Origin of the sequence: Nonomuraea sp. NPDC048892 (assembly GCF_040649735.1) — a bacterium.
Lineage (GTDB): Bacteria > Actinomycetota > Actinomycetes > Streptosporangiales > Streptosporangiaceae > Nonomuraea > Nonomuraea maheshkhaliensis.
The window spans coordinates 1-20,705 of sequence record NZ_JBEZFZ010000002.1 but is presented as its reverse complement, the minus strand read 5'-3'; the positions used below and the strand labels follow the sequence as shown (position 1 = coordinate 20,705).

Here is a 20,705-nt window from a genome sequence, read left to right as displayed (position 1 = left end):
CTGCCACCCGGAGGACAACGGCGGGTGAGGATCTGTCCGCCCGCCATCTCAGCGAGGTAGAGGATTTTCCCCCGGCGGGGTCGGACAGCGGGGTCAGATCAGGTCGATGAGATCGGCCACGGAGTCGACGACCAAGGAGGGGCGGTAGGGGAAGCGGTCGATCTCGTGCCGCTGGGTGACCCCGGTGAGGACGAGGATGGTGAACAGGCCCGCCTCCATGCCGGAGACGATGTCGGTGTCCATGCGGTCGCCGATCATGGCCGTGGTCTCGCTGTGGGCCTCGATCTCGTTGAGCGCGCTGCGCATCATGCGCGGGTTGGGCTTGCCGACGAAGTAGGGCTCGACGCCGGTGGCCTTGGTGATGAGCGCGGCGACCGCGCCGCAGGCGGGCAGCGAGCCCTCGGTGGAGGGGCCGACGGGGTCGGGGTTGGTGGCGATGAAGCGGGCGCCGCCCTCGATGAGGCGGATGGCGCGGGTGATCTGGGTGAAGCTGTAGGTGCGGGTCTCGCCGAGCACCACGTAGTCGGGGTCGAGGTCGGTCAGGATGTAGCCGACCTCGTGCAGCGCCGTGGTCAGCCCGGCCTCGCCGATGACGTACGCCGAGCCGCCCGCCCGCTGGTCGTCGAGGAACTGGGCGGTGGCCAGCGCGGAGGTCCAGATGGACTCGGCGGGCACGTCGAGGCCGGCGCCGGCCAGGCGGACCGACAGATCGCGCTGCGTGTAGATCGAGTTGTTGGTCAGGACCCGGAACTTCCGGCCGGACTCGCTGAGTCGTTTGATGAATTCGTCCGCGCCCGGGACAGGACGTCCCTCGTGGACGAGCACGCCGTCCATGTCGGACAACCAGGAGTCGATCCGCTTACGCTCAGTCACGCGGCCCATGGTACCGAGCGCGCCTTATCGACTTCCCGCCCGGCACGTGAACAATGTTCTTCATGTCGTTCATCGAATCCGCCCAGGACATGCGGGACGAGCTCGTCCGGCTCAGGCACTCCTTGCACACCACCCCCGAGCTCGGCCTGCACCTGCCGCGTACGCAGGAGAAGGTGCTGGCGGCGCTGGAGGGGCTGCCCTTGGAGATCAGCACGGGGAAGGCGCTCAGCTCCGTCACCGCCGTGCTGAGAGGCGGCCGGCCGGGGCCCGCGGTGCTGCTGCGGGGCGACATGGACGCCCTGCCCGTAACCGAGAAGAACGACCTGCCCTACGTCTCCCAATTGCCCGGTCAGATGCACGCCTGCGGGCACGACCTGCACACCGCGATGCTGGCGGGGGCGGCGCACCTGCTGAGCGCGCGGCGCGACGAGCTGGCCGGTGACGTGATCTTCATGTTCCAGCCGGGCGAGGAGGGTCACGACGGCGCCAAGCAGATGATCGGCGAGGGCGTGTTGGACGCGGCGGGGGCGCGGCCGGTGGCGGCGTACGGCATGCACGTGGTGTCGTCGATGTTGCCGCCGGGGCTGTTCGCGTCGCGGCCGGGGCCGATCATGGCGGCGGCGGACGTGTTCGCCGTGACGGTGAAGGGGCGCGGCGGGCACGGTTCGACCCCGCACATGGCGCTGGACCCGATCCAGGCGGGCTGCGAGATGGTCACCGCGATGCAGACGATGGTGACCAGGACGTTCAACGTGTTCGACCCGGTCGTGGTGACGGTGGGCAGCTTCCACGGCGGGTCGGCCGACAACGTGATCCCCGACGAGGCCAGGTTCGAGGCCACGGTGCGCACGTTCAGCAAGGAGAACCGGGCACTGGTCAAGCGGCGGCTGGAGGAGGTCGTGCGAGGCGTGGCGGCGGCGCACGGGCTGGAGGTGGAGACGGCGCTCGGGATGGGCTACCCGGTGACGGTGAACGACCAGGACGAGGCCGCGTTCGTGGGCGCGACGGCCGACGAGCTGTTCGGTCCCGGCCGCTACTTCGTCTCGCCGCAGCCGGTGATGGGGTCGGAGGACTTCTCGTACGTGCTGGAGAACGTGCCGGGCGCGTTCGTGTTCCTGGGGGCCTGCCCGCCCGGCAGGGACCCGGCGACGGCGCCGTACAACCATTCGCCCGAGGCGCAGTTCGACGACGCGGTGCTGCCCGACGGGGCCGCCCTGTACGCGTCGCTGGCCTTCTCCAGGCTGTCCTGACATGCGTGCCTGGGTGGTGGAGCGGCCGGGGCCGATGGCGTCGGGGCCGCTGGCGCTGATCGAGCGGGAGGTGCCCGAGCCGGGGCCCGGTGAGGTCCTGGTGGAGGTGGAGGCGTGCGGCGTGTGCCGTACGGACCTGCACCTGGCCGAGGGCGACCTGGCTCCGCGACGGCCCAGGACCACCCCCGGGCACCAGGTGGTGGGCCGCGTCGTGGGCGGGGCCGGGGCGATCGGCGCGCGGGTGGGCGTGGCCTGGCTGCGCTCGACGTGCGGCCGGTGCCGCTACTGCCTGCGGGGCATGGAGAACCTCTGCCCCGACTCCACCTACACCGGGTGGGACGCCGACGGCGGCTACGCCGACTATCTCGTGGCGCCCGCCGACTACGTCTATCCCCTGCCCGACGACCGTCCCGCCGAGTGGCTGGCCCCGCTGCTGTGTGCCGGGATCATCGGCTACCGGGCGCTGGCGCGCTGCGACCTGCCCGCCGGCGGGCGGCTGGGCATCTACGGGTTCGGGGCCTCGGCCCATCTGACCGCGCAGGCGGCCATCGCGCAGGGCGCCACCGTGCACGCGGTGAGCAGGTCGGAGGGTTCCCGGCGGCTGGCCCTCGACCTGGGCGCCGCCTCGGCAGGGGACCGGCCGCCCGAGCCGCTCGACGCGGCCATTCTGTTCGCGCCCGTGGGTACCCTGGTACCACCGGCGCTCGAAGCGCTCGACCGGGGCGGCACTCTGGCCGTGGCGGGCATCCATCTCACCGACGTGCCGGTGCTCAACTACGAGCGGCACCTGTTCCAGGAGCGGACGCTGCGCAGCGTGACGGCCAACACCAGGGCCGACGGGCGGGCGTATCTGGAGCTCGCGCTGGCGCATCCGCCACGAGTGACGACGACGGCCTATCCGTTCGAGGAGGCCGGGCGGGCGCTGGCCGATCTGGCCGCGGACCAGGTCAACGGCGCGGCCGTCCTGGTAAAGACCTGACCGAATGCTTGATGGCGCTTAGCACCACTTCGTACACTCATGAAGGAAAGTTACATTAGCCTCACAACCACTGGAGATTATTGACGCTGGTTCGACGCGATCGTAATGTCCGGTCAATCCCTAGAGACATCCCCCGGAGCGGCAAATGAAGCGACTGGCAGCGGTAGTGGCGTTGCTGGGCCTTGCCACCGCGACAGCGGCGTGCAGCGGCGGTACGACCAACAAGTCCGGCGGCTCGGGCGGCGGTGGAGGCGGACTCTTCACCACGATCGACGTGAACCGGCCAGGGCTTGAGGCGTCGGCCCCGGCCAACCCGTACAACCCGAAGGGCAATTCCTTCCCCGGCTACAGCTCCATGAAGCTGGGCTGGGTCGTCAACCACCTGACCGACCCGAACAAGGCTTTGCCAGGTCTGGCGGCCAGCTGGGAGATCGCGCCGGACAATTCGGCCATCACCCTCAAGCTGCAGCCGAACGCGAAGTGGTCGGACGGCAAGCCGGTCACCGCCGAGGACGTCAAGATGTCCATCGGCATCGCCTACACGCAGGGCAGCACGGCCTTCTCGGTCACGCCCGGCGCCGCCGGCGCGGCGGCCGAGGTCGAGGTCGTCGACCCGCAGACCGTGAAGATCACCCAGGACATGGCCAACCCGAGCCCCAAGTTCGCCCGCGGCGTGCTCGACACCACCGTCCTGCCCTCGCACGTGTGGAGCAGCGTGCTCCCCGCGGACTTCTGGGACAAGCTGAAGGCCGCCCGCGGTGAGGGCGCCGACGCCGAGAAGGCCCGCGAGGAGGTCACCGCCCTGGGCGAGAAGGTCATCGCCTTCGCCCCGCCGAAGGACGTCTCCGCCGGCCCGTTCGTGCTGGAGCGGGTCAACCCCTCCGAGGCGCTGCTGGTCAGGAACAAGTACTTCTACAACGCCGCGAACGTCGCCCCGGCGCAGGTGAAGTTCCTCAACTACACCGGCAACGAGCAGATCTGGAACTACCTGACCCAGGGCAAGCTCGACCACGCCGGCTTCACCGCCGCCCCGACGGACGTGATGAACCGGATCAAGGCGGCCTCGGGCAACGAGGTCATCAAGGGCTACTCCCCCGTCGCCGTCGGCATGGCCTTCAACCAGACGAAGAAGCCGTACGACAACGTGCACGTGCGCAGGGGCCTGGCCTACCTGATCGACCGTGACCAGGTCACCAAGGTCGCCTCGCCCGAGGGCGGCACGCCCGCCGCGACGACGAGCGGCATCCACCAGAAGGCCGCGCAGGCGTGGATCCCCGAGACCGTCCCGCAGCTTGAGCAGTACAAGCCGGACGTGGCCAAGGCCGAGACCGAGTTCAAGGAGGCCGGCCTGGTCAAGAAGGACGGCAAGTGGACGCTCGCCGACGGCAAGCCGTGGAAGGTGTCCATGCACGCGCCGTCCGGGTTCTCCGACTGGCTCTCGGCCCAGGAGAACATCAAGAGCCAGCTCATCAAGGCCGGCGTGGACGCCGAGGTCGTGACGACCGCCGACTACCCGCTTTACCTGGAGGAACTGGCCGCCGGCAAGTACGACGCCGGCTTCTGGCTGATGGCGCTCGGCCCCGCGCCGTACGACATCTTCCAGCGCCTCTACGGCGCCTCCAACGGCTGGACCAACGTCGCCGGCAAGGTCACGCACGCAGCGGCGGGCAAGAACGGCAACTGGATGGGCGGCCCCGAGGAGATCGAGGTCGACGGCGAGAAGATCAACCCCGGTGAGCTGACCGGCCAGCTGAACTCGGCCGACGAGCAGGCCGCCAAGCCGATCATGGCCAAGCTGGCCAAGGCGGCCAACCAGGACCTGCCCGTCATCCAGCTCTGGGACTACATCAACACCCAGTTCGTCAACAACAACCGTTTCACCGGCTGGCCCCACGACGACGAGGTCCTGCGTATGGGCACCGGCGTCCTGCCCTCCGGCGTGTGGATCCAGCAAGGTCTGATCAAGGCGAAGCAGTAGCCTATGACGCTCATCGCGCGGCGACTCGCGGGCCACCTGGCCCGCGGGTTCGTCATGATCCTGGTCGTCGCGACGATCAGTTTCTTCATCGTCAACAACATCCCCGGCGACCCCATGGCCGCCCGCTACGAGAAGCTGATCGAGCAGGGGATGGCGCCGGAGGCGGCCAGGCAGGCCGTGAAGGTGCTGTACGGCTTCCAGCCCACCGGCACCCTCTGGCAGCAGTACTCCGACTACATCACCGGCCTGCTCCACCTCGACCTCGGCGTCTCGGTGACCAGGCCGGGGACTCCCGTGCTCGACGTGCTGACCGACGCGGCCAAGTGGACCGTCGTGCCGGTGCTGGTGGGCACGCTGCTGAGCTTCCTGGTCGGGATCATCTTCGGCGTGTACGCCGCCATCAAGCGCACCGGCAAGCTCGGCGACGCCCTGTCGATCTCCGGCTCGCTGCTGCACGGCATCCCGCAGTACGTGCTGGCGATGCTGCTGGTGGTGATCTTCGCGACGCTCATCCCGATCCTGCCCGCCGACGGATCGGTGGACATCCTGTACGAGCCCGGCTTCAACGGCCCGTACATCGGCTCGCTGGTCGAGCACGCGGTGCTGCCGGTGCTCACGTACGCGCTGTCGGCCTACGGCGGATGGGTGCTGGCGATGAAGTCGAGCGTGGTGACCGTGCTCGGTGACGACTTCATCCTGGCCGCCGAGCTGCGCGGGGTGAAGCGCTCGATCGTCTTCCGCTACATCGCGCGCAACGCGATCCTGCCGCTGTTCACGATGCTCGCCCTGTCGCTGGGCCTGCTGCTCGGCGGCGCGGTCTTCATCGAGAAGATCTTCAACTATCCGGGGCTCGGCTGGTTGCTCATCAGCAGCGTCACCGACCGCGACTACGCCCTGATGGGCGGGGCGTTCCTGCTGATCACCGTCGGGACCATCCTGGCCAACATCGTGGCCGACCTGTTCTACACGGTCATCGACCCGCGCGTGCGCAGCGGAGAGGAGGCGTCGTGAGTGCCACGCTGATTCCGGAGACCGGCTCGGCCGCCTCGGAGATGCGCCGCAACTTCTGGCGCGGCGTCTGGCGGGTGATGAAGCGCAAGCCCAGCCGCCTGGTCGGGGTCGTCATCATCGCGGGCTTCATCGTCATGGGGGTCGTCGGGCCGATGGTGCTGCCCGAGCACCTGCCGTCCGACACCAACGCGATCACGCAGGCGCCCAGCTGGGAGCACTGGTTCGGCACCGACCCGCAGGGCAGGGACGTGCTCGCGCTGGTCATCACCGGCTCGCGCTACGTGCTGCTCACCGCCGCGGTGACGGCGCTCATCACCGTCGTCGTGGGCACCTCGATCGGCCTGTTCTCCGGCTTCAAGCGGGGCCGCTGGGACACCGTGCTGATGCGGTTCACCGACATGAAGCTGACGATCCCCGGCCTGCCGCTGCTGCTGGTGCTGGCCACCGTGTGGCAGTTCGGCAGCCCGCTGCAGATGGGCCTGGTGCTGGGCCTGCTCGGCTGGGGCGGCGTGGCCAGGGCGGTGCGCTCCCAGACGCTGTCGCTGCGTGAGCGCGGCTTCATCGAGGCGGCGCGCGGGCTGGGCCTGTCCACGACGCACATCATCGGCAAGGAGCTGCTGCCGAGCATGGCGCCGTACATCGCGATGAACATGCTCATCTCGGTGACCGGCGCCGTGTACTCCCAGGTGGGCCTGTTCTTCCTGGGCGTGCTGCCGTACGAGTCGGACAACTGGGGCGTCATGCTCAACCTGGCCGTGTTCCAGGCCGGCGCCATGATCACACCGAACGCGCTCGGCTACCTGCTGGCGCCGCTGCTGGCGATCCTGCTGCTCACGCTCGGCATCGTGCTCGTGGTCGACGCCATGGACGAGATCTTCAATCCCCGGCTGCGCGAGGAGTAACGGTGGGTACACAAGCGCCGGGAGTGCGCATCGGCGGCCTGACGGTCGTCTACAAGACCCCGGCGGGCGAGCTGCCCGCCGTCAGGGACATCAGCCTCACGCTGGAGCCCGGCACGATCACCGGCATCGTCGGCGAGTCCGGCTCGGGCAAGTCCACGCTGGCCCTGTCGCTGCTCAACGCCGTCCAGCCGCCCGGCAGGATCGCGGCGGGCAGCGTCGAGATCGACGGGCTCGGCGACGTGGTCGGCCTGGCCGGCGAGGAGCTGCGCAAGGCCAGGGGCCGGCACATCGGCTACGTCTTCCAGGCAGCACAGAACTCGCTCAACCCGCTCAAGACGGTCGGCAAGCAGCTGCTCGACCTGGGCCGCTCGCACGGCGTGGAGGACCTGCGCGGGCTGGTGCGCGAGGCCCAGGAGCTGCTCGGCCGGATGGGCCTGGACGGCGCCCGGGTGCTCGACTCGCACCAGCACGAGCTGTCCGGCGGCATGCGGCAGCGGGTCGGCATCATGCTGGCGCTGGTGCTCAACGCGCACCTGGTGGTGCTGGACGAGCCGACGACCGCCCTGGACATGATCACGCAGGCGAACATTCTGAAGATCGTCCGTGAGGTGCACGCCGAGCGCGGGCTGACCACGCTGGTCATCACGCACGACATCGGCGTGGTGGCCGAGGTGGCCGACCGGCTGGCCGTCATGTACGGCGGCCGCCTGGTCGAGCAGGGCCCCACCAGGGAGGTGCTCGGCGCGCCGCAGCACCCGTACACGCGCGGCCTGATCAGGGCCATCCCGCGGCTCGTCGGCGACATCGACGAGGCGCAGGCACTGCCGGGACGCCCGCCGACGCTGGTGACCGTGCCGAAGCAGGGCTGCGTGTTCAGGGAGCGCTGCGCGCTGCGCATGGACGTGTGCGACAGCGTGGACCCCGAGCCTCAGGTCGACCAGGGCGAGCGCGGGCCGAGGACGGTCGCCTGCCACGCCGTGACGGTGAAGGAGCACGCATGATCACCGGGACCGGGGTCGTCAAGACCTTCAAGCAGCGGGGCAAGATGCTCGGCGCGCGCGAGGTGCGAGCGCTGCGGGGCGTGGACTTCGCCATCCCCAAGGGCGGCGCGGCCTCGTTCATCGGCGAGTCCGGGTGCGGGAAGACCACGCTGGGGCGGATCATCGCGGGGCTGGAGACGTACGACGAGGGTGAGATCGAGATCGGCGGCGTCCCCATGTCGGGGCTCAAGCACAAGCAGCGCCAGCCGCACTTCCGCAAGATCCAGCTGATCCACCAGGACCCGTACTCGGCCCTGAACCCGACCAGGACCGTCCACCAGACCCTGCACGCCCCGCTGAGCCTGCGGGCCGGGCAGACCGGGCGCTCGCGGGCGTGGATCGAGGAGCGGGCGGCCGAGGTGCTGTCGCTGGTCGGGCTGGACCCGGGCACGGTGCTGTCGCGCTATCCGCACCAGCTCTCCGGCGGCATGCGCCAGCGCGTGGTCATCGCCCGCGCGCTGACCGTGGACCCCGAGATGCTGGTCGCCGACGAGGCCGTGTCGATGATCGACGTCTCGCTCCGGCTGGGCATCCTGGCGCTGCTGAAGGACCTGCGCGAGCGGCTCGGGGTCAGCGTGCTGTTCATCACGCACGACGTGGCCACCGCCCGCTACATCGGCGCCGACGGCGAGCTGTACGTCATCTACCGGGGGCAGGTCGTCGAACGCGGCGCGGTGGACACGATCATCGCCGATCCCGTGCACCCGTACACGCAGTCGCTGCTGTCGGCCATCCCCGTGCTGCACGGCCTGGAGCAGCCCGGTGAGCAGCCCGTGGTGCCGCTGGAGTCGCTGGACGAGAGCCAGTCCGACGCGGGCTGCCTGTTCGCCCGCCGCTGCCCGTTCAGGGGCGAGCGGTGCGCGGACGAACGGCCGCTGCTGCGCATCACCGACGGGGCGCCGCAGGAGCACGCGTGCTTCTACCCCGAGCGCCGTGACGTGATCGCCCGGCCGATGAGCGAGGTGTGATGGCTCACGCCGTACGGGCCGCCGAGCCCGCCGAGGCGGCGCGCGCCGCCGAAGCGGCGCTGACGCTCGACGCCGGTGAGGCCCCCGCCCTGACGGAGGCGCTGTGGCGGCCTCCCGCCGGGCGGCGCTGGACGGCGCTGGCCACCGGCGGCGGCGTGGTGCTGGCCTCGATGTCGGAGAAGGATCCGCAGGCGGGGCACATCGACCTGCTCGCCGTGCACCCCTCCGCCCAGGGTCAGGGGCACGGCACGGCGCTCGTGCGCGCGGCCGAGGAGTGGCTGCGCGGCCAGGGCGCGCGGCAGGCCCGTTTCGCCGGGAACCCGCCGTGTTACGCCTGGCCCGGGATCGACGTACGCTACACCGCCGCCGCCTGCCTGGCCGAGCGGCTCGGCTACGAGCGTTACCACGTGGCCTGGAACATGACCGCGGACCTGGCGACCGCCGACCTGTCCGTGGCGGACGAGCTGGCCCGGCTCGAAGAGTCGGGGGTCACGGTGCACGCGGCCGGGGACGACCGCGAGCGCGTCGCCGCGTTCGTCGCGGAACACTGGAACGAGCGGTGGGCCTGGGAGGCGGTCAACGCGGCCGGGCTGCACTACGCCGAGCGCGACGGCCGGATCCTCGGCTTCGCCGCGTGGGGGTCTCGGCCGGCCTGGTTCGGGCCCATGGGCACCGCCGAGGACGCGCGCGGGCTGGGTCTCGGCCGGGTGCTGCTGCGCAGGTGCCTGGCAGACCAGCGGGCCGCCGGGCAGGACAGCGCCCAGATCGGGTGGGTGGGGCCGTTGCGGTTCTACTCGCGCGCCGTCGGCGCGCGAGCGGAACGCGTCTTCTGGCTCTACCGGCGCGATCTGGCGTGATGTCACGTATAGAGCAGATGTCCCTCAGGGCGGCCCGGCGGTGGGCACAGCTCGCGGGGATCTTCACCGGCCTCCAGGGTCCTGGTGAGGGTGTCGGAGCCCCACAGGTGGTCGAGGAACAGGTCGGGGCCCCACCAGCGCAGGTCGTCAGGATAGAGCGTACGGGCCACGTGCAGCATGGACAGGCCGGTCAGCACCGGCCTGAAGGCGCGCCGGTCGTGCACGTGGAGCTGCACCCCGCGGACGGGGGTGCCGGCGTGCTTGTGGAAGGTCGGGGTGAACCACGTCTCCCTGAACCGCACCCCCGGCAGGCCGAGCGCGGCCAGCGCCGGCGCGAACCTGTCGTCGGCGTACGGAGCCCCGACCAGCTCGAACGGTCTGGTCGTGCCGCGCCCCTCGGAGAAGTTGGTGCCCTCGAACAGCCCGGTGCCCGGGTAGACGAGCGCGGTGTCCGGGGTGGGCATGTTGACCGACGGCATCACCCAGGGCAGCCCGGTGTCGTGGTGGGCCATGTCCCGCCGCCAGCCCTCCATGGTCACCACGGTCAGGTCCAGGTCGAACCCGAACAGCCCGGCCAGCTCGCCCGCCGTCCTGCCGTGCCGCAGCGGCAGCGGGAAGCGGCCGACGAAGCTGGCGAACGCCGGGTCGAGCTTCGGCCCCTCCTCCACCTCGCCGCCCAGCGGATTGGGCCGGTCGAGCACCACGAACCGCAGCCCGAGCCTGGCGGCCGACTCCATCAGGTCGTACATGGTCCACACGTAGGTGTAGAAACGGGCGCCCACGTCGGCGATGTCGAAGACCAGGGTGTCCACGCCGGAGGCGGCCACCACGCGGTCGAGGGCCTCGCCGGAGAGCTTGTGGGTGTCGTACACCGGCAGCCCGGTCCTGCCGTCGACCGTGTCGCCCTCGCTGCCCGCCGCCTGGGCGGTGCCGCGCATGCCGTGCTCGGGACCGAACAGGGCGGTCAGCTTCAGCCCCGCGTTCAGCAGGGCGTCGGGGGTGGCGGTCAGGTCGGGCAGGACACCGGTCGGGTTGGTGATCAGGCCGAGGCGGGAGCCTCCGGCGAGGGAGGGATCCGCGGCCAGCCGTTCTGCTCCGGTTCTCACATGTTGCATGAACCCATTGTCTGAAAGATATTTACAAGAGAGAAGTAGAGGGTGGAAATTAGCGACATGATTGATCCGCTACCCGAGCTGTCCACCGAGCAGAGCGATCCCCGCTACAGCCAGATCGACCGGCTGCCGACGGAGCAGATCGCCCGGCTGATGAACCAGGCCGACGCCGCCGTGCCCGCCGCGGTCGCCACGGCCGTCCCCGCGATCTCGGCCGCGATTGACGCGATCGCCGCCAGGATGGCCGAGGGCGGCCGGCTGCTCTACGTGGGCGCCGGCACATCCGGCCGGCTGGCCGTGCTCGACGCCAGTGAGTGCCCGCCCACCTTCGGCACGGACCCCTCGCTGGTCCAGGGCGTCATCGCCGGCGGGCCCGACGCGCTGACCCGCTCCGTCGAGGGGGCCGAGGACGACCCTGAGGCGGGCGCGGCCGCGTTGAAGGACCTGGAGGTGGGACCGCTCGACTCGGTGGTGGGCGTGTCCGCCAGCGGGCGGGCTCCTTTCGTGCTGGGCGCGCTGGCCGAGGCCACCGCCAGGGGCGCGCTGACCGTCGGCCTGTCGTGCAACGCGGGCGCGCCGTTGTCGGCCGCCGCCGAGCACGCCGTCGAGGTCGTCGTGGGGCCCGAGGTGGTGACCGGCTCGACCCGGCTGAAGGCCGGCACGGCCCAGAAGCTCGTGCTGAACATGATCTCGACGATCTCCATGGTGAAGCTGGGCCGCACGTACGGGAACCAGATGATCGAGATGTCGGCCATGAACAGCAAGCTCGCGGGACGGGCGCTGCGCATGGTCAGGGACATCACCGGGGCCGACCAGGAGACCGCGCGCGCGGCGCTGGAGGCGGCGGGCGGCCAGGCGAAGATCGCGGTCCTGATGATCCAGCACGGCCTCGACGCCGAGGCGGCCCGCGCGCTGCTGGAGTCGCACGGGGAGCGCCTCAGCGACGCCCTGAGCGGCTGAGGCGCGGGAGCGTTCCGCTCGGGGTGAATGTCCTGGGCGAATGTCGGGGTGGATGTCCGGGGCGAACGTCGGGGGAATGTCCGGGGTGAATGTCGGGGTGGGGATGTCCGATCGTCTTGAGGCGATCCTGGCGGACGCGGTGCCGCGTGTCTGCCCGGCCGCGGTCGCGCTGATCGCCGTCGACGGATCCGTGGTGGCCTCGGCCGCCGCCGGGGAGCTCGTCCGGTACGCCGGCGCCGAGGGCGGCCTGGCCGCGGACCGGCCCTCCGCGCGCCGCGACTCGATCTTCGACCTGGCCTCGGTCAGCAAACTGTTCACCACGGTCGTGCTGCTCTCGCTGGCCGAGGAGGGCCTGCTGGACCTGGACGAGCCGGTGACCGGACTGATCGAGGCGGCCGATCGGAGCATCACGCCGCGGCGCCTGCTCACCCACACGGCGGGCCTGCCCGCGGGCCGCCGCATCGGTGACGAGCTGCCCGGCCCGCTCACCCCCGCGACGGCGCAGCGTCTCGCCGGGGCCAGGATGGCCGCCATGCTGCGCACGCCGGTCGTCCATCCGGCGGGCGGGCCGTACCTCTACAGCGACGTCGGCATGGTCATGGCCGGCCGGCTGGCCGAGCTGGCCGGCGGCGCGCCCCTGGACGTGCTGGTCCGCGACCGCGTCACGAACGTGCTCGGGCTGTCGGCCACCGGCTACCGGCCTCCGCCCGCGCTGCTGGACCGGATCGCCGCCACCGAGTTCAAGGCCGAACGTCCTGGGCCCGGCTGCGTCAGGGGCGAGGTGCACGACGAGACCGCGTACGCGCTGGGCGGCGTGGCCGGGCACGCCGGCGTGTTCGCGCCCGCCGCCGACCTGCTGGCCTTCGGCGAGGCGCTGCGGCTCGGCGGCGGGGGCGTGCTGCGCCCTTCGAGCGTGGCCGAGATGACGCGCGACCAGGGGGTGGAGGGGGCGCCGTTCCGACACGGGCTCGGCGTGCGCATCGGCGATCCCGGCGTGGCGGGGCCGCTGGCGGACGCGTACGGGCACTCGGGCTTCACCGGCACCTCGCTCGTCGTCGACCCCGCCCGCCGCCTGACCGTGGTGCTGCTGACCAACGCCGTCCACCCGGTGCGCGGCCGCGACGGCATCAGGGAGCTGCGCGGGGCGGTGGCGGCGCACGCCGCGCGCCTGGCGGGCCGCCTCCCCGCCTCCGAGGCCCGTCCGGCGTAATCTGCGGGCATGCCCGTGCATCTGAACCACACGATCGTGCCGGCCACCGACAGAGACGCGACCGCCGACTTCCTCGTCGAGGTCCTGGGGCTGGAGCCCGCGCCGGTCTACGGGCCGTTCCGGGTCGTCTCGCTCGGCAACGGCGTCTCGCTCGACGTCTCCCAGACCGACGGCGACGTGCCGCCACAGCACTACGCGTTCCTGGTGAGCGAGCCGGAGTTCGACGAGATCTGGGGCCGGATCAAGGAGCGGGGCCTGACCTTCTGGGCCGACCCCTACCACCAGCGTCCTGGGCAGATCAACACCAACGACGGCGGGCGCGGCCTCTACTGGTCCGCACCCGACGGCCACAACCTGGAGATCATCACGGTGCCGTACGGCGGCTGGTAGCCGCGATCGGCGGCCGCCATGCAGCGTGTGGCCGGCCACCGTCCCGCCTCAGGGGGCCAGCGCTTCGAGCGCCTCCTCGGCCCGGCGCTGCGCCTCCTTGGGGTCGGCCTCGGGGATCTCTCGGTCGAAGTTCAGGTCGTGGAAGACGTCGGTGACGCCCTGGGCGGCCAGCTCGGCCACGTCGCGCCGGATCTTGTCGTACGTGCCGCTCAGCGGACGGTCCTCGTCGGCCGCCCGCACCCGCGTGACCCCGCGTACCACGAACCTGAACGCCTCCGGGTCACGCCCGGCTCCGGCCAGCTCCTCCTTGATCAGCGCGATCCGCCCGGCGATGGCCGACAGGTCCTCCCTGCTGGAGCTGACCCAACCGTCCGCCAGCCGGGCCGCGCGGCGCAGCGCGACGTCGGCGGTGCCGCCGAGCAGGATCTGAGGCGGCCCTGGCTCGGGCTTGGGATCGATGTGGGCGGGCGGCACCCGGAAGAACTCGCCCTCGTGCTCGACCACCTCGTCACGCCACGCCTTGCGCAGCACCTCGACGAACTCCTCGCCCCTGCGCCCGCGCCCCGCCATGTCCACGCCGGCCGCCGCGAACTCCTCGGGCAGCCAGCCCAGGCCCAGCCCGGCGGTGACCCGGCCGCCCGACAGCGTCTGCAGCGTGGCCAGCTGCTTGGCCAGCGCCACCGGCTGCGCGTACGCGTTGAGCACGGCGACGCCGAGCCCGATCCTGCCGGTCACGGCCGACAGGTGGGCCAGCGTGATCAGCGGGTCGTGCACGGCGCGGTAGGTGGGGCCCATGGGATGGCCGACGGGGTAGAGGAGCCGCTGGAACGTCCAGAGCTCGGCGTAGCCCAGCTCCTCGGCCCGGACGGCGACCCTGCGCATGTTTCCCGGCGTGGCCCACGCCCCTGACTGCGGTACGGCGAAACCGACTCTCATGGTCCCAGTGTTAACGACGCCGCTTCGCTCCCCGCACCCGGCGGTCATCGTCCCGTCCCTCCTGGCCGGGAACCTCGGCCCCGGCGCCGGGCCCGGGTCGTGCCATCGCGCCCTTACTCTGTACGGGTGGGTCTGGAGGAGGAGCTCGCGGGCATCGCCGCGGCGTACGGCGGCGCGGGCGAGCCCGTGTTACATCCGACGCGCACCGACGTCGTGGTGCTGCGCAGAGGAGAGGTCGTGGTCAAGGCCCACTCGGCGCGTGACGACGCCGGGGACTTACGGCCGAGGCTGAAGGCGGCGGCCTCGGCCGCGGTGAGCAGCGTGATGCTGGCCCCGCTGGAGCCCGAGGTGCTGTCGGCGGGCGGGCGCGCGGTCACGGTGTGGCCGGCGGGCCGGCCCGTGGCGCAGGACGACGACCCGGCCGACGCGCCGTGGGAGGAGGGCGCCCGGCTGCTGGCCAGGCTGCACGCCGTCCCCCTCACGCTGATGCCCGGCCTGCCGGCCGCCGGAGGGCCCGCCAGGGCCGCCCGCGCGGTGGCCAGGATGCCCGGCGACGGGCCGGTCGAGCAGCTCGTCAGGCGGGCGTTCAAGGAGCTGCCCGAGCCGCGGCCGATGCCGGCCCTGCTCACCCACGGAGACTGGCACCTGGGCCAGCTCGTCCACCGCGACCGCTGGTTGCTCATCGACGTCGACGACCTGGGCGTCGGCGACCCGGCATGGGACCTGGCCAGGCCGGCCGCCTGGTACGCGGCGGGGCTGCTCGCCCCCGCCGTGTGGGAGCGGTTCCTCGGCGCCTATCTCGCCTCCGGCGGGCCCGCGCTCGGCCAGGGCGACGATCCCTGGCAGCGGCTCGACGTGCCCGCCAGGGCGCTGACCGTGCAACTGGCCGCCGTGGCCGTGGTCAACGCCTGGCACGAGCGCCGGGAACTCGACGAGGTCGAACATTCGTTGGTCGAATCGTGCAACAGAATCGTCCGAGCGTGACGGGGTTGCGCACGGTAGGTTTCACCCTGAGACCTCGAAGCCAAGGAGTGCGACTTAGATGCAGTGCCCTAAGTGCCGCGGAAGCATGCGGACCTATGAGCGCAACGGCGTCCACATCGAGCAGTGCGACAACTGCCGGGGGATCTTCCTCGACTACGGCGAGCTCGAGACGCTGACCCGGATGGAGTCGCAGTACCACGCTGCTCCCCCGCCCGCCCCCGGACACGCCCCCGGCCCCGCGTGGGGCGCCCCGCACCACGGAGGCGGCCACCACGGTCACCACCGGGGTCAGCGCAGCTGGGTAGGCATGCTGTTCTCCACCTGATCGTCCGCCTCTGATCGGAGCGGCCGCGCACGCGGGGTGCGCGGCCTCCCCGGCCGCTCAGTCGCCGGGGAAGTCGTCCGGGTCCACGGGCGCGGTGCGGGCGTTGCCGCCCGAGATGGCGTGCAGCGTGATCCGCCAGTCGTGCCAGCGGATCTGCGTGGCGGTGAACGTGGTCTTGAACTTCACCGTCTTCTCGAACCGCTCGAAGCTGCAGTCACGGGTGAAGGCCTTGGTCTTGCCCTCCCAGTCGGAGCCGTGCGTGAAGTAGATCTTGTAGCTGCCGTCACGGACGCCTCTGACCTTGAACTTCGCCTTCCTGCGCACATAGACGCTGAACGCCTTGCTGCCGCCGCGCATGGCGGTGACCACCGCGTCGCGGCTGCCGCCGTTGTCGATCTCCAGTGAGCCGCGGCCGTTCAGCGTGCCCTTGCGCAGGAACGAGCCGTTGCTCAGCCGCCTGCTCTTCTTGCCCGTGGCCTTGACGCCGACGATGTCGGCCGGGTAGTCGCCGGCCTCCTGGAGCGCCCGGCCCGCCTCGTCGAGCGCGGCCAGCTTGTCGTCCACGTCGGTCAGTACGGCCGAGGACGTGCACAGGTCGCGGGCGCCGACCTTGCCGGCGGTGGCGCCGAGCGCGGTGGCGAAGTCGCGCAGGCTGCTCACGTACGCCTCGTGCTGGGCGCGCACGGTCTCGGGCGGCGCGAGCGCGGACAGCGCGTCGGCGGCGCCGCTCAGCGCCTCCTCGGCCCGCCCCACGCGCTTGTCCAGCGCCTTCACGCCGCGCGCCCCTGCCAGCGAGGTGATCGCGCCGGACATCGCCTTGTGCCGGTTCTCAAGCTCACTCTTGTACGCCTCGGGCGTCAGCGCCGCCGGGCTCTGCGCACCGGCCGCGGTGCCCGCGGGGGCTGCGCCCTGGCCGCCCGCGACACCCGTGACCCTCGGCTCGCCACCGGTCGGCGACGCCGAGCCCGTGGAGCACGCGCCGAGGGTCGTGAGGGTCGCCAGCGCGAGAACACAGGAGATCAAACGGGGTGTAGCCACCTGCCACACTATCGTCCGGTTGATCCCCAACCGTCAATTACGATTCCGCCAGTCCCTCGTCCCGATCCTGCCGCAGCCGGCGGGTGATCCCCAGCTCCTCCAGGAACGGAAGGTCGTGGCTGGCCACGATGAGCGCGCCCCGGTAGGCCGACAGCGCCTGCGCGAGCTGCCTGACACTGGCCAGGTCGAGGTTGTTGGTCGGCTCGTCGAGCAGGAGGAGCTGCGGCGGCGGCTCGGCCGACAGCAGGGCGGCCAGCGTGGCACGGAAGCGCTCGCCTCCCGACAGCGTGCCCACTGCCTGGCCGGCCCGATCGCCCCGGAACAGGAAGCGCGCCAGGCGGGCGCGTACCTCGTTCACGGAGGCGGACGGGGCCATCGCGCGCACGTTGTCCACCACGCTCAGCCGGTCGTCCAGCAGGTCGAGCCGCTGCGGCAGATAGCGGAGCGGCACGTGCGCGCCGTGCGCGACGATCCGCTTGAGCAGCGTGGTCTTGCCCGAGCCGTTGGGGCCGAGCAGCGCGATCCGCTCGGGCCCGCGCACGACCAGCGTCTCCAGCACGGCCACCCTGCCAACGGCTGGGCCGGCACCTGAGCCGTCATCCGGGCCGTCATCCGGGCCGTCATCTGGGCTTTCGGCGGGCGCGGAACGGGGTTCCAGCGGCAGGGTCAGGACCGTGCGGCCCGCGGGCACCTCCGTGCCCGGGAGCTCGATGCGGATCTCCGCGTCGTCGCGCACGGCCTGCTCGGCCTCGCTCAGCCGCTCGTTCGCCTCCTCCAGCCGCTCCGCGTGCAGCGCGCGCTGCTTGCCCGCGCTCACCTGGGCCTTGCGCTTGAGCGCGCCGGCCACCATCTTCGGCACCTTCTTGTTCTCGAACGCCTTCCTGCCGTACCGCTGCCCCCTGTCGATCCTGATCGCGCTGTCGACGAGTTCGCGCCGCCGGCGGCGGATCTCGCCCTCGGCGGTGCGCACGGAGCGCTCCGCGGCCTGCTGCTCGGCCTCGGCCTGCTCCTCGTAGGAGGTGAGATTGCCCCCGTACATGCGCACGGAGCCCTCGCGCAGCTCGGCGATCTGATCCACCAGCTCAAGCAGCGCCCGGTCGTGGCTGACCACGAGCAGCACCCCCTGCCAGGCGGAGACGGCGTCGTAGAGCCGCCGCCGCGCGTCCAGGTCGAGGTTGTTGGTGGGCTCGTCGAGCAGCAGTACGTCGGGCCGCTTCAGCAGCCGCGCGGCCAGCGAGACCATGACGGTCTCGCCGCCGGACAGCGTGCCGACCGTGCGGTCCAGCCCGACGTGGCGCAGGCCGAGCCGGTCCAGCTCGGCCCTGGCGCGCTCCTCGACGTCCCAGTCGTCGCCGACGGCGGCGAAGTTCTCCTCCGCCACGTCGCCGGCCTCGATGGCGTGCAGGGCCGCCCGGACACGGCCGATCTCCAGCAGGTCCGACACCGAACGGCCGGCGGCGAGCGGCAGGTTCTGCGGCAGGTAGCCCACGACGCCCCGGACCGACACCGACCCGGAGGCCGGGGTCAGCTCCCTGGCGATCACCCTGAGCAGGGTGGACTTGCCCGACCCGTTGAGCCCGATCAGCCCGGTACGTCCCGCCGGGAAGGCGGCGTCGAGCCCGTCGAGCACGGTGGTGCCGTCCGGCCACGCGAAGGAGACGTGATCGACGACAATGGAAATAGACATAAGGCGGTTCCCATCACAAAAGTCGAAATTTCGTGACTGGGCGGGAAACACCGCAGACGCACGCGACACCAGGAAGCCGGCACCAGCCGACGGCAAGCCCGAGAAGACCCGCGAAGATCCGTGAGAGGTCCAGGTGTGAACGCGCGCAGGCCCACGGAAGGGCGGAACGGCGCGGTGCCCGCGACCTCAGATCCTCACGTCAGTTGCCCCCACGGCTCGGCGATACGACGTCACCAGCGTACGCGACCTGCCGATCACCTGGCAACAAGCCCCTTCGCGGGCGCGACCCATCGACTGGAACGCCGCCGTGGTCCTAGAGTCGGGGCCAACACCCCCTGGAGGTCAGGCATGTCGAGCATTCCCTCCCTGCTCCGCGACCGGATCGCGGCGACCCCCGACGCCGAGGCGTACCGTGTGCCCGCGGGCGACGGGTGGACCTCGTTGTCATGGCGGGAGGTGGACGAACGCGTACGCGGGCTGGCCCTCGGCCTGGCGGAGCTGGGCGCGGGCCCCGGCACCCGCGTGTCGATCCTGTGCTCCACCCGCCTCGAATGGATCCTCTGCGACCTCGCGGTGCTGGCGACCGGAGCGGCCACGACCACGATCTACCCGTCCAACACCGCCGCCGAGTCCGCGTTCGTCATCACCGACTCCGGCAGCACCATCGTCATCGCCGAGAACGACGACCAGGTCGCCAAGCTCGCCTCGGTGCGCAAGGAGCTCCCCGACGTCACCCACGTGATCGTCATCGACGGCTCGCCCGGCGAGGACGGCTGGGTGATCACCCTCGACTCGGTGAGCCGTGACACGGCCGCGAGCGGGCGTGACTACGACGCGATGGTGGACGCCATCGCCCAGGACGACCTGGCCACGCTGATCTACACCTCGGGCACCACGGGTCGGCCCAAGGGCGTCGAGCTGACCCACGACAACTGGCTCTACACCGGCCAGGCGGTGCGCGAGCTCGACCTGATCTCCCCCGACGACCTGCACTTCCTGTGGCTGCCGCTGTCCCACTCGTTCGGCAAGCTGCTGGAGGTCGTGATGATCGACCTCGGCGTGCCCACCGTGATCGACGGCCGCCTCGACAAGATCGCCGAGAATCTCGGCGTGGTACGGCCGACGCTCATGGCCGCCGCGCCGCGCATCTTCGAGAAGATCCACAACACGGTCGTGGCAAACATGCACCGCGAGGGCGGACTCAAGCTGCGCATCTTCAACTGGGCCCGCGCGACCGGCCTGCGGGTGAGCCGGGCCCGTCAGCGCGGCGCCGAGCTGCCGATCACCATGCGCGCCGAGTACGCCCTGGCCGACCGCCTGGTCTTCGCCAAGCTGCGCGAGCGCTTCGGCGGCCGGATCCGCCTGTTCATCTCCGGCGCCGCCCCGCTGTCGCAGGACATCGCGGAGTTCTTCGACGCGGCGGGCCTGACCATTTACGAGGGGTACGGCCTGACGGAGTCGTCGGCGGGCAGCTTCCTCAACCGGCCGGAATCGGTGAAGTTCGGCACGGTCGGCCCGCCGTTCCCCGGCACCGAGGTACGCATCGCCGACGACGGGGAGATCCTGATCGGCGGGCGCGGCATCATGCGCGGCTACCACGGGCTGCCCGAGGAGACGGCCGCCGCGTTGCAGGACGGCTGGCTGCACACGGGCGACATCGGCGAGGTGGACGAGGCCGGGCGGCTGCGCATCACCGACCGCAAGAAGGAGCTGATCAAGACCTCGGGCGGCAAGTACGTCGCGCCGACGTACCTGGAGGGCCGGATCAAGGCGGCCTGCCCGTACGCGTCGCACGTGTTCGTCCACGGCGACCGGCGCAACTACGTCACGGCGCTGATCACGCTCGACATGGACGTGGCCGGGCCGTGGGCACGGGCCGAGTCGCTGCCGGACGACCCCGAGAAGCTGCGCGAGCACCCGCGCATGCGCGAGGAGGTGCAGAAGGCGATCGACCAGGTCAACGCGGGCGAGGCCAGCTACGCCACGGTCAAGAAGTTCGCGATCCTGGGGGCCGACTTCGCGGTGGAGACGGGCGAGCTGACGCCCAGCCTCAAGATCAAGCGCAAGGTCGTCGAGGAGCGGAACGCGGAGGTGCTCGACTCCTTCTACACCTGACCGGACGCGGACGCTGGAGTGGTGGGGGGGGCCCCGCGCCCCACCCCCCCCCCCCCCCCCCCCACCCCGCCCAACATGGTAAATGGCCCC

19 protein-coding genes are annotated in these 20,705 nt (G+C 71.4%); 14 read left to right on the top strand and 5 right to left on the bottom strand.

Annotated features, from left to right (window positions below; all coding sequences use genetic code 11):
* Window positions 1-93: 93 nt before the first annotated feature.
* The gene (locus tag AB0C28_RS05605) at window positions 94-882 is read right to left on the bottom strand and encodes an HAD-IIA family hydrolase (protein ID WP_357840843.1); all 789 of its coding nucleotides are present in this window, start codon (window positions 880-882) and stop codon (window positions 94-96) included.
* A 53-nt stretch (window positions 883-935) separates the two neighbouring features.
* Here AB0C28_RS05605 and AB0C28_RS05600 point away from each other — a divergent pair, with 53 nt between their 5' ends.
* The 8 genes from AB0C28_RS05600 (at window position 936) to AB0C28_RS05565 (ending at window position 9,858) form a co-directional block, all read left to right on the top strand.
* Window positions 936-2,123 carry a M20 family metallopeptidase gene (locus AB0C28_RS05600; protein WP_357840840.1) on the top strand — a complete coding sequence of 396 codons (1,188 nt, stop codon included), beginning with the start codon at window positions 936-938 and terminating at the stop codon, window positions 2,121-2,123.
* A gap of 1 nt (window position 2,124) precedes the next feature.
* The gene (locus AB0C28_RS05595) at window positions 2,125-3,102 is read left to right on the top strand and encodes a zinc-dependent alcohol dehydrogenase family protein (RefSeq protein ID WP_358073197.1); all 978 of its coding nucleotides are present in this window, start codon (window positions 2,125-2,127) and stop codon (window positions 3,100-3,102) included.
* A gap of 145 nt (window positions 3,103-3,247) precedes the next feature.
* Window positions 3,248-5,080, top strand: coding sequence for an ABC transporter substrate-binding protein (locus AB0C28_RS05590; protein ID WP_358073196.1), 1,833 nt, complete (start codon window positions 3,248-3,250; stop codon window positions 5,078-5,080).
* A 3-nt stretch (window positions 5,081-5,083) separates the two neighbouring features.
* Window positions 5,084-6,091, top strand: a complete 1,008-nt coding sequence (locus AB0C28_RS05585) for an ABC transporter permease (protein WP_358073195.1) — start codon at window positions 5,084-5,086, stop codon at window positions 6,089-6,091.
* Window positions 6,088-6,993 (top strand): ABC transporter permease, encoded by a 906-nt coding sequence (locus tag AB0C28_RS05580; protein WP_357840828.1) that lies wholly within the window; start codon window positions 6,088-6,090, stop codon window positions 6,991-6,993. Before AB0C28_RS05585 ends, AB0C28_RS05580 begins: the two co-directional genes overlap by 4 nt.
* 2 nt (window positions 6,994-6,995) lie before the next feature.
* Window positions 6,996-7,994: an ABC transporter ATP-binding protein gene (locus AB0C28_RS05575; RefSeq protein WP_357840825.1), complete on the top strand. Its 999-nt coding sequence runs from the start codon at window positions 6,996-6,998 to the stop codon at window positions 7,992-7,994.
* Entirely contained in the window at window positions 7,991-9,001 is a 1,011-nt protein-coding gene (locus AB0C28_RS05570) for an ABC transporter ATP-binding protein (RefSeq protein WP_357840822.1), read from the top strand. Before AB0C28_RS05575 ends, AB0C28_RS05570 begins: the two co-directional genes overlap by 4 nt.
* Window positions 9,001-9,858 carry a GNAT family N-acetyltransferase gene (locus AB0C28_RS05565; RefSeq protein WP_358073585.1) on the top strand — a complete coding sequence of 286 codons (858 nt, stop codon included), beginning with the start codon at window positions 9,001-9,003 and terminating at the stop codon, window positions 9,856-9,858. The genes AB0C28_RS05570 and AB0C28_RS05565 overlap by 1 nt, the downstream gene beginning before the upstream one ends.
* Before the next feature lie 2 nt (window positions 9,859-9,860).
* On the opposite strand, the gene AB0C28_RS05560 is transcribed toward AB0C28_RS05565, so the two are convergent.
* A complete protein-coding gene (locus AB0C28_RS05560) occupies window positions 9,861-10,973 on the bottom strand; it encodes a DUF1343 domain-containing protein (protein ID WP_358073194.1) in 1,113 nt (370 codons plus the stop codon).
* Window positions 10,974-11,030: 57 nt separating this feature from the next.
* On the opposite strand from AB0C28_RS05560, the gene murQ reads away from it, so the two are divergent.
* The 3 genes from murQ to AB0C28_RS05545 all read left to right on the top strand — a co-directional run bounded on the left by murQ (window position 11,031) and on the right by AB0C28_RS05545 (window position 13,530).
* Window positions 11,031-11,930, top strand: a complete 900-nt coding sequence (gene murQ / locus AB0C28_RS05555; RefSeq protein ID WP_357840813.1) for an N-acetylmuramic acid 6-phosphate etherase — start codon at window positions 11,031-11,033, stop codon at window positions 11,928-11,930.
* A 103-nt stretch (window positions 11,931-12,033) separates the two neighbouring features.
* Complete coding sequence (locus AB0C28_RS05550; protein ID WP_358073193.1) at window positions 12,034-13,140, top strand: serine hydrolase domain-containing protein; 1,107 nt, start codon at window positions 12,034-12,036, stop codon at window positions 13,138-13,140.
* A gap of 9 nt (window positions 13,141-13,149) precedes the next feature.
* Entirely contained in the window at window positions 13,150-13,530 is a 381-nt protein-coding gene (locus AB0C28_RS05545; protein ID WP_358073192.1) for a VOC family protein, read from the top strand.
* A gap of 48 nt (window positions 13,531-13,578) precedes the next feature.
* Here AB0C28_RS05545 and AB0C28_RS05540 read toward each other — a convergent pair whose 3' ends face one another.
* Window positions 13,579-14,466, bottom strand: coding sequence for a TIGR03619 family F420-dependent LLM class oxidoreductase (locus tag AB0C28_RS05540; RefSeq protein WP_358073191.1), 888 nt, complete (start codon window positions 14,464-14,466; stop codon window positions 13,579-13,581).
* A gap of 126 nt (window positions 14,467-14,592) precedes the next feature.
* Here AB0C28_RS05540 and AB0C28_RS05535 point away from each other — a divergent pair, with 126 nt between their 5' ends.
* Both AB0C28_RS05535 and AB0C28_RS05530 read left to right on the top strand, forming a co-directional pair.
* On the top strand, window positions 14,593-15,450 hold the full coding sequence (locus AB0C28_RS05535; protein ID WP_357840802.1) for a phosphotransferase: 858 nt from the start codon (window positions 14,593-14,595) through the stop codon (window positions 15,448-15,450).
* Between the two features lie 58 nt (window positions 15,451-15,508).
* Window positions 15,509-15,775: a zf-TFIIB domain-containing protein gene (locus AB0C28_RS05530; RefSeq protein WP_357840799.1), complete on the top strand. Its 267-nt coding sequence runs from the start codon at window positions 15,509-15,511 to the stop codon at window positions 15,773-15,775.
* Between the two features lie 57 nt (window positions 15,776-15,832).
* On the opposite strand, the gene AB0C28_RS05525 is transcribed toward AB0C28_RS05530, so the two are convergent.
* Window positions 15,833-16,813, bottom strand: coding sequence for a hypothetical protein (locus AB0C28_RS05525; RefSeq protein ID WP_357840796.1), 981 nt, complete (start codon window positions 16,811-16,813; stop codon window positions 15,833-15,835).
* Window positions 16,814-16,850: 37 nt separating this feature from the next.
* Window positions 16,851-18,500, bottom strand: a complete 1,650-nt coding sequence (locus tag AB0C28_RS05520) for an ABC-F family ATP-binding cassette domain-containing protein (protein ID WP_358073190.1) — start codon at window positions 18,498-18,500, stop codon at window positions 16,851-16,853.
* A gap of 348 nt (window positions 18,501-18,848) precedes the next feature.
* Here AB0C28_RS05520 and AB0C28_RS05515 point away from each other — a divergent pair, with 348 nt between their 5' ends.
* Window positions 18,849-20,615 (top strand): long-chain fatty acid--CoA ligase, encoded by a 1,767-nt coding sequence (locus AB0C28_RS05515; RefSeq protein ID WP_358073189.1) that lies wholly within the window; start codon window positions 18,849-18,851, stop codon window positions 20,613-20,615.
* Window positions 20,616-20,705: the final 90 nt, after the last annotated feature.